Consider the following 7,979-nt stretch of genomic DNA (forward strand, 5'->3'; position numbering starts at 1 on the left):
ATTAATAAATTAAACTTATGTCTTCCACTCTTAATGACTATAGTTTCAAATGTCATGTTGCAAAAAAAGAAGAATCTGCTAGGATGTTTAACTGTGGGTACAAATGGGTCGGTGCCCGAGCGGTTAATGGGGGCGGACTGTAAATCCGCTGGCTACGCCTACGCTGGTTCAAATCCAGCCCGGCCCACCACAATTCACATAAAAGTTAAAAGTAAAAAATTAAAAGTAAAACATTTTAATTTACCATTTTTAATTTTTATGCCCGTGTAACTCAGGGGTAGAGTACCTCCTTGGTAAGGAGGAAGTCGCGAGTTCAAATCTCGCCACGGGCTTAGCTTTTCAATCATTATGGCGTAGCCATTTAGGAGTACACCTTTTGGCGCAGTGCCTTCGGTGGCGTACCTTTGTCTGGGCGTTTGTCATGTTTGTAGGCGGCTTTCGTCGGTCTCGAAATCGGCGCCAGCTTTCTCGAAATCTCTCCGGGCTTTTTATCGCAGAAGTTGCATGGGACGGTCAATTATGGCGCCCATGATGAGGGATTTTTTCTCAGATGATTCGGCAACAATCCCTGCAAAATAATTAGGATTGACGCGGTAGTCGGTATCGTGGTAATTAGCTGTTTTGATTCAAATTTTGGATGTATCAGCACTTGAGATTTGCGATCGCTCCTTTAAAGCTGTTGCTCCCAGTAAGTTAGGCTGGGCCCGCTGGCTACGGCTTCTTTGAAGGCATTTCCACCATTGGCTTCGATCAAATCGTCCATGACTTTGAACTGGGTATCCCAAAGCGTTATGTGTACTTGGCATCCTCACTCTACTAACAAGCGACCAAATTTAAAAATGGCTGCACGACATTCTGATTTAGTCGCATAATCTGATAATCATTTGATTCGCCTGGGACTCGTAACTCCCCCCGAACAAATTAAAGTGATTCAAAACATGATATAAATTGTAAAGGATTTTGCGCCTTTCATAGCCGGAATCCAGCAACCAAACCTCGTTATAACCCCGATAAAACGCTGCGGGAAAACCGCCGAACAGTTCAGTCATTGCAATATCCACTTCTCTGTCGCCCCAATAAGCCGCCGGGTCAAAAATTACTGGTTCCCCCGCAGCAGTTACCGAGGCATTTCCTCCCCACAAATCCCCGTGAACTAGCGAAGGTTGAGGCGTGTAACCCTCCAGCAACTTCGGAATAGCTGCTAGCAAACTTTCCCCCCGACTGAAATTTCCGCCCCGGCGCCTAGCCAACTTTAACTGATAACCAATCCGATGTTCTGCCCAAAATTCGGCCCAATCTGCCATCAAGTTATTAATTTGAGGAGTTGAGCCGATCGTATTATCCATATCCCAACCAAAACATCTCCTTAAAAGGGCATAATCAACCTCTTCTCTCCCCCTTGGCCAGGGGGGGCTGGGGGGGGTGTATTTGTGCATTTGAGCCAGTTTGCGCCCCATTTCTGCCCAAGGGGTCTCGCCCCCGCCACCTCGCAAATCCAGCCATTCCAACACAATATAAGCACAATTGCCCTCAGTTCCCCAGCAAATGGGTTGAGGAACGCGAATCGTCTGGGTTTCCCCCATTTGCTGCAAACCCAGCGCCTCAGCTTCAAACATCGCGACTTGGGAAGCTTGATTTATTTTCGCGAAATAACTGCGGGCACTGCTGCCGATCGCATAACCTTGATTTATGCAGCCACCGCTGACTGAACGGCGGTTGTCGATGGAAAACGTCTCTCCGGTTGTTTCAGAGATGTGCGCGGCAATTTTGTCCCACATAGCATCAAATCGTTTTGAGGGCGATCGGAATTAGTTTATATGACTGCTGACACTTTTCATCACTTGGTAGTGGTGCAGCAGTAAGGCTTTTCACCTTTTTAATTTTTATGCCTAAAGGGCTGTATCGAATTGCATCATTGCTTTTCCAGGAGTACCATAATTTGTTAAGTACAATTTATACCAAATTAGATGCTCTTACCCTGACATTTCTACCGTAGTTGTGATATCTTTTTAAGTACAACAAAATTTTCATTCCTTAGAATCAGCTATTCCCAAAAGACCCCAGACTCACCCACAAGGGAAGTACAGGAGTCTCAATCAATCTACTTTCTTCCGCATCGCCTACTTGCCACGATCCTCAAACCCCAATCTTTTGTCTGCTTTCTGACCGGGTTCGCTGTTTCCCTAGGGGTGATGGGAACCCTCCCTAAATCAACTTCAGCTCAAAATCCGACATTTGAAAATAGTAGATTTTTTTGTGGCACCAGCAACGGTCAACCCGCAACCCTCGTGCGCGGCACAAGAAGAAATTTCCCGCTAATTCGCTGGACAGATAACTCTTTTCCTCCGCCTTGGAATCCCCAGCAGCGCTGCGAAGAGATTTCTTAAAGATTGCAGCGGTTTCACGATAACCAAGTCCTCAATTACATGGCTGCTAAAATGTGGGGCGGTCAACCCGTATTGTGCATTACCAATGTCCGAGGTGGTCAGTGTCGGCCAGACGGACTGTTAGTAACTCTCAAAACAGGAACCGACTTGCAGCGGACTCTCCAACGGCTGAGGAGCAATCTTGAAGGAGGAGCCGATCGATCGCCTCTCGAACTCAGTGGCAATGAAGCAATTACTTACATGAATGGCGAAGCCTACCTCGATATTAACAAATTGCTGCCAGAAGAAGATGAAGCACCGCCCAGAATCTTGAAATAGCGATCGTGTTCCGCAGCAAACCCCGATGGAGGCAAATTCTGATGTTAATTGCCTATTTGGGCGGTTTCATTATTCCCGTACCCGCATCCGCACCGAATGTCAGCGTATTAGTAGCACAGCAGCCGGCTCAACTTTCAGTCAAACAACTCGAACAATTAGCAATGTCGATCGCAGTTAAAGTGCGATCGACAGATATCCTAGGTTCGGGAATTTTGATTCGCAAGCATGGCAATGTTTATACCGTGCTAACAAACGATCGCGTACTCATAGCAGGCGATCCGCCCTACAGCATAGAAACGCCCGATCGCAAAATCCATCCAGCAGTTAAAATCGCGGCAACTTCTCTTAACGGCAAAGACTTAGCTGTATTGCAATTTCGCAGCGACGGGACTAATTATGCCGTTGCATCCTTCGGCCCAGCCCCAGCAGTTGCAGATCGGGTATTTGCTGCCGGATTTCCCTTTACAGCGGAAACATCTAACCATCCGATTTCTGCCTCTAGCAAAAGCGGATTTGTCTTTAAAACCGGTTGCGTTTCCTTAGTCTTAGACAAACCTTTACAGAAGGGATATCGAATTGGATATACAAACGATTTAGAAAAAGGCATGAGTGGAGGGCCGCTGCTAAATAGTCGCGGCGAAGTTGTCGCAGTCAACGGCATCCACGCAGAACCAATTTTAGATACTGCTTACACTTATCAAGACGGTTCCCAGCCCAGCGCCTCCCTGCGGCAGGAGATGCGGCGCTACAGTTGGGGAATTCCGATCGAGAATTTGGTACAGTTAGTGCGATCGCCCCCAACAAATCTCAACCGCTTCTCATAGCCTTTATCACAAAAATAATGAGGTACATCTAAACCTGTTATATGTCATTGCGAGCGTCTTAGCGAAGCAATCGCCTAGACAATTATAGCTTTTATCAATGTCATTGCGAGCGTCTTAGCCGTAGGGTGCGTCGCCATCCACCATCCTCAAGAAAGAGCGACCATCTAATAGCGACGCACCTAGGAATGGGAATTAAATAACTTAAGCGACTGGCTTGTTACCAGGCTCTGCCTGGTAACACTGATCCGGAGGCTCTGCCTCTTTTTACTTTCCAGCTTATAGGATAGAGGAATGTAGAAGCTGTTTAAGTTATTAAATTTTCGTTCCCTATTCCATAGCGAGCTGAAAAAACAAACCAACATTTTTGTAGCAAGCTTTTTGACAAATAATATTAAAAATACAACAATGAATTTCCCCCACAAACTCCCAGCAGCCATCACAGGAGCAATAATTATCCTCGTCGCCCAGCCTCAATTTGCCCTCGCCCAGCTATCCCTCCAGCAACTCGAAGCAATTGGCAGAGAAATCACCGTCCGCATCGACGGCAACGGTGGCGGTTCAGGAGTAATTATTGACCGCAAAGATAACACATACTTCGTCCTCACCAGCCATCACGTAGTCAGATATCCAGATCGCTATGAAATCCAAACCTCAGACGGCAATCGCTATCCGGCTTATAAAATGGAAGAATTACCCGGATTCGATTTAGCATTAATCCAGTTTCAGAGCAATAAACAATACCGCGTTGCCGAGCTAGGAAATTCCGATCAATTAACCGGAGGAGCAAAGGTTTACGCCACCGGCTTTCCCGTACCAAGCCCTGGAAGAGAACAGCGCAGTTATCAGTTTGCGGCCGGGCAGTTTCAGCGTGACCAGCCGGGAGGAGACAATGGCTATACAATGGTCTACAACAGCGAAGTCATCCCCGGAATGAGCGGCGGCCCCGTGCTCGATGGAATCGGTCGAGTCGTGGGGATTAACGGGCGGTCTTGCAGCGGTTTGAGGTTGGGAATTCCCATTAATAGTTTTGTGGCAAATAAGCGCAATTTGCGGCAGCTACAGGATAGTTCTGCGGACAATACGCGATCGGCTAGCGGTGAGGATTTGCTGAACTTAGGAGGGGCGAAGGCTGATAGCGGAGACTACCAAAGTGCGATTAGTGAGTATCAAAAAGCTTTGCAGATTTGTCCCGATAATCCTGATGCTTACTACCGTATAGGTATTGCTCAATTCAACGCGGGGAATAAGCAAGCAGCTCTTGAGAACTTTAGCCAGGTGATTCGGATTAATCCAAGTAATGCAAATGCTTATACGTTTCGAGGTATTGTCCGCTATAAAACAGGAGATAAACAGGGCGCAATATCGGATTATAATGAAGCCATTCGCCTCAATCCTAACTTAGCTGAAACCTACCACAATCGGGGTGCTGTCCGCTCTGAGCAGGGAGATAAACAGGGAGCAATATCCGATTATAATGAAGCCATTCGTCTTAATCCTAACTTAGCTGAACCCTACCACAATCGGGGTGGTGTCCGCTCTGAACAGGGAGATAAACAGGGGGCAATATCCGATTATAACGCAGCTATTCGCCTCGATCCTAATTTTGCTGATACCTACATTGGTCGGGGCAGAGCCCGCTCTGAAACAGGAGATAAACAGGGGGCAATATCTGATTATAACCAAGCTATTCGCCTCAATCCTAACGATGCTAATGCCTACAACAATCGGGGTAATGTCCGCTCTGAACAGGGAGATAAACAGGGGGCAATATCTGATTATAACCAAGCTATTCGCCTCAATCCTAACGAAGCTAGTGCCTACGTCGGTCGGGGTATTTTCCGCTATGAACAGGGAGATAAACAGGGGGCAATATCTGATTTTAACCAAGCTATTCGCCTCAATCCTAACGATGCTAATGCCTACTACAATCGGGGTACTTTCCGCTCAATCGAGGGAGATATACAGGGTGCGATCGCCGATTTTAACGAAGCCATTCGCCTCAATCCCAACGAAGCTTCAGCTTCTTACGTCGCTTGGGGTAATCTCCGCTCTAAACAGGGAGATAAAAAAGGTGCTCTCGCTGATTACAACGAAGGCATTCGCCTCAATCCTAACTATGCTATGGCGTACAATAATCGGGGTATTCTCCGCTCAGAAACAGGAGATAAACAGGGTGCGATCGCCGATTATAACGAAGCTATTCGCCTCAATCCTAACGAAGCTGATGTCTACTACAATCGGGGCTTAGCCCGCTCTGAAACGGGAGATAAACAGGGAGCAATATCCGATTATAGCGAAGCTATTCGCATCAATCCCAACTATGCTAGTGCCTACAGCAATCGGGGTACTTTCCGCTCAATCGAGGGAGATATACAGGGTGGAATCGCCGATTTTAACGAAGCTATTCGCCTCAATCCTAACTATGCTATTGCCTACAACAATCGAGGCTTTTCCCGCTATCAACAGGGAGATAAACAGGGTGCGCTCACCGATTTTAACGAAGCTATTCGCCTCAATCCTAACCTTGCTATTGCTTACGCCCGTAGGGGAGGATTGCGCTATGAAAATCTAAAAGACTATCAGGGAGCACAGACAGATTTCAACGAAGCCATCCGCCTCAATCCTAACTCTCCTGATGCTTACTATGTCCGCGCTCTTACATACTGGCAACAAGGAGACAAACGAAGGGCTATTGATGATTTCCAGAAAGCAGCCAACCTATATCAACAACAGGGAAACAGCGAGTGGTACAAAAAATCACAAGACAGAATTAGAGAACTTCAACAATAGCTTTCAATCATTTTACAACTACTAAAATTAGTTTTCAAACGAATCAACCATTTCATCAACTATTTTGCTATGTTCATCATACTTCCCCGATGCTGCCTCATAAGTAATAACGTAAGCCTTCTTATCTTTCACGTTACCAACTTCCATCAATTTTCAACTTTTATTATTCTCATCCTTTCCCGTATAAACCACTTGAAAAGCCGGACGCTTTGCCAGAGTAGCTTTCTCATTTCGCCCTTCAATATTATATTTTTTAATCTGCTTTTTATTATCTAAAAACTCATTTTCAATATTGCTCACAGACTGCTTTCTATATTCCTCTCATCCTAAAAAATTAGGTAAACTTTTAACACTAATCACCACATTAGCTTGAGAAGGCTGATGCAAAAACTTAACCACCTCTCCATCAATTCCGATTTCTTGTGGCTTCCAGTCCTTCGGGTGTTTAATAGTTATCCCAAACTGAGAATTCTTATAAGTCTTAAAATTATCAGAACTCACATTTTCCTTTGTATCTGGCGAATTAGACATTTGTTGAATCCCAGCAATAAAACTGGGCAAGCCGAAAATCAACGCCACCAATCCAAGAACAAGCTGAGCGACAGCAGTTGGATCGCCAGCCATCGCCGCTGCCAAAAACGACTTGAATCGAGTCCGACGGGGAAGACTTAATTTTGTAAGAGCTTGCAAAACTTTATCTGCTGACTCGTAGCGCTCCCTAAAACTTGGATGCACCATCTTTTCGATAATTGCTTTAAGTTTAGCGCTCGTTTTTGTCCCGCTCGGCCACATAACCACCGACATATTCGGATCTTTAGGAATATCTCCAGCAGATAACCCCGTCAGCGCTTGCATCCCAATCATCCCAACCGCATAGATATCGCTATTAAATTCAGGATGACCATTCTTTTGTTCGGTAGGTGCATAGCCGGGAATACTTGGTTGCACCTGATTAGAAGAATTACTCCCCAGATTCCCAACTTGTTTAGCCGAACCAAAATCAATCAATACCAGTTTTGAGTCAGAGGTTCGCCTAATTAAATTTGAAGGGTTAATATCGCAGTGAATGATATTTTTTTCGTGAACAAACTTGACAAGTGCCAAAATTTCCAGCAACAGGCGAATCACCTCACCCTCGCTCAACCGCTGACTCGGTTTAAATTCTTGACTTAAATCGTGACCCTCAATATAGTCTTGAACTAAATAGAATTCTGAATTATCTTCACCAATGGTAAAAAGCTGTGGAATTTGGTCATGTTTTAAGTCGTCTAGAATTTGAGCTTCCGCCTTCAAGCCATCTTGTGCCTGCTGAAAAGTCAAGGGAGGGGACGGTGGCTGCTTGAGGCGTTTAACCACGCGCAAATCCTTCTTAAGTTTCTCCCTATCTTTAGCGAAATAAATATGACAATAATTAGTATCTTTCAGGTGTTCCGTGATTTCGTAGTGCCCAAAAATTGTTTGTCCGAGCATAATATCGGCGGTGAGCGAAAAGGGATGTGCTTGCCTGTTTTTCATCCTAATCGTACCACAAAAAACAAAAGCCCCAATCTGATATTCAGAGTGGGGCTTTGTAGTTAAAATAAAATCCCAGGCATCGAGCTATTTTCTCAGGCAGTGACCCGCCAAATATCTTCGCCACCGCAGCGTTTAACAACCGAGT

At 45.5% G+C, this 7,979-nt stretch carries 5 protein-coding genes, 2 tRNA genes and 1 pseudogene; 5 read left to right on the forward strand and 3 right to left on the reverse strand.

Going from position 1 to position 7,979, the window contains the following annotated elements; translation table 11 throughout:
* Positions 1-105 precede the first annotated feature (105 nt).
* Both QUB64_RS05280 and QUB64_RS05285 read left to right on the forward strand, forming a co-directional pair.
* Positions 106-190: transfer RNA gene (locus QUB64_RS05280), tRNA-Tyr, on the forward strand.
* Between the two features lie 70 nt (positions 191-260).
* Positions 261-332 (forward strand) — tRNA-Thr (locus tag QUB64_RS05285).
* 528 nt (positions 333-860) lie between these two features.
* Here the strand turns inward: QUB64_RS05285 and QUB64_RS05290 are convergent.
* Positions 861-1,778 carry a fructosamine kinase family protein gene (locus QUB64_RS05290; protein WP_333270596.1) on the reverse strand — a complete coding sequence of 306 codons (918 nt, stop codon included), beginning with the start codon at positions 1,776-1,778 and terminating at the stop codon, positions 861-863.
* Positions 1,779-2,192: 414 nt separating this feature from the next.
* On the opposite strand from QUB64_RS05290, the pseudogene QUB64_RS05295 reads away from it, so the two are divergent.
* From QUB64_RS05295 to QUB64_RS05305, 3 genes and pseudogenes are all read left to right on the forward strand, one after another.
* Positions 2,193-2,705 (forward strand): annotated as a pseudogene (locus QUB64_RS05295) (COP23 domain-containing protein).
* Positions 2,706-2,746: 41 nt separating this feature from the next.
* Positions 2,747-3,529: a S1 family peptidase gene (locus tag QUB64_RS05300; RefSeq protein WP_333270599.1), complete on the forward strand. Its 783-nt coding sequence runs from the start codon at positions 2,747-2,749 to the stop codon at positions 3,527-3,529.
* Positions 3,530-3,934: 405 nt separating this feature from the next.
* Positions 3,935-6,319, forward strand: a complete 2,385-nt coding sequence (locus tag QUB64_RS05305; RefSeq protein ID WP_333270601.1) for a tetratricopeptide repeat protein — start codon at positions 3,935-3,937, stop codon at positions 6,317-6,319.
* Between the two features lie 153 nt (positions 6,320-6,472).
* Here the strand turns inward: QUB64_RS05305 and QUB64_RS05310 are convergent, their stop codons facing one another.
* A complete protein-coding gene (locus QUB64_RS05310) occupies positions 6,473-6,619 on the reverse strand; it encodes a hypothetical protein (protein WP_333270603.1) in 147 nt (48 codons plus the stop codon).
* 21 nt (positions 6,620-6,640) lie between these two features.
* On the reverse strand, positions 6,641-7,834 hold the full coding sequence (locus QUB64_RS05315; protein WP_333270606.1) for a protein kinase domain-containing protein: 1,194 nt from the start codon (positions 7,832-7,834) through the stop codon (positions 6,641-6,643).
* Positions 7,835-7,979 lie beyond the last annotated feature (145 nt).

Source organism: Microcoleus sp. Aus8_D2, from assembly GCF_036702665.1.
Classification (GTDB): Bacteria; Cyanobacteriota; Cyanobacteriia; order Cyanobacteriales; family Microcoleaceae; genus Microcoleus.

Bases quoted from the DNA above. Each gene is read 5' to 3' on its own strand.
- QUB64_RS05290 (WP_333270596.1), bottom strand. From the start codon at position 1,778: ATGTGGGACAAAATTGCCGCGCACATCTCTGAAACAACCGGAGAGACG.
- QUB64_RS05305 (WP_333270601.1), top strand. From the start codon at position 3,935: ATGAATTTCCCCCACAAACTCCCAGCAGCCATCACAGGAGCAATAATT.
- QUB64_RS05300 (WP_333270599.1), top strand. From the start codon at position 2,747: ATGTTAATTGCCTATTTGGGCGGTTTCATTATTCCCGTACCCGCATCC.
- QUB64_RS05315 (WP_333270606.1), bottom strand. From the start codon at position 7,834: ATGAAAAACAGGCAAGCACATCCCTTTTCGCTCACCGCCGATATTATG.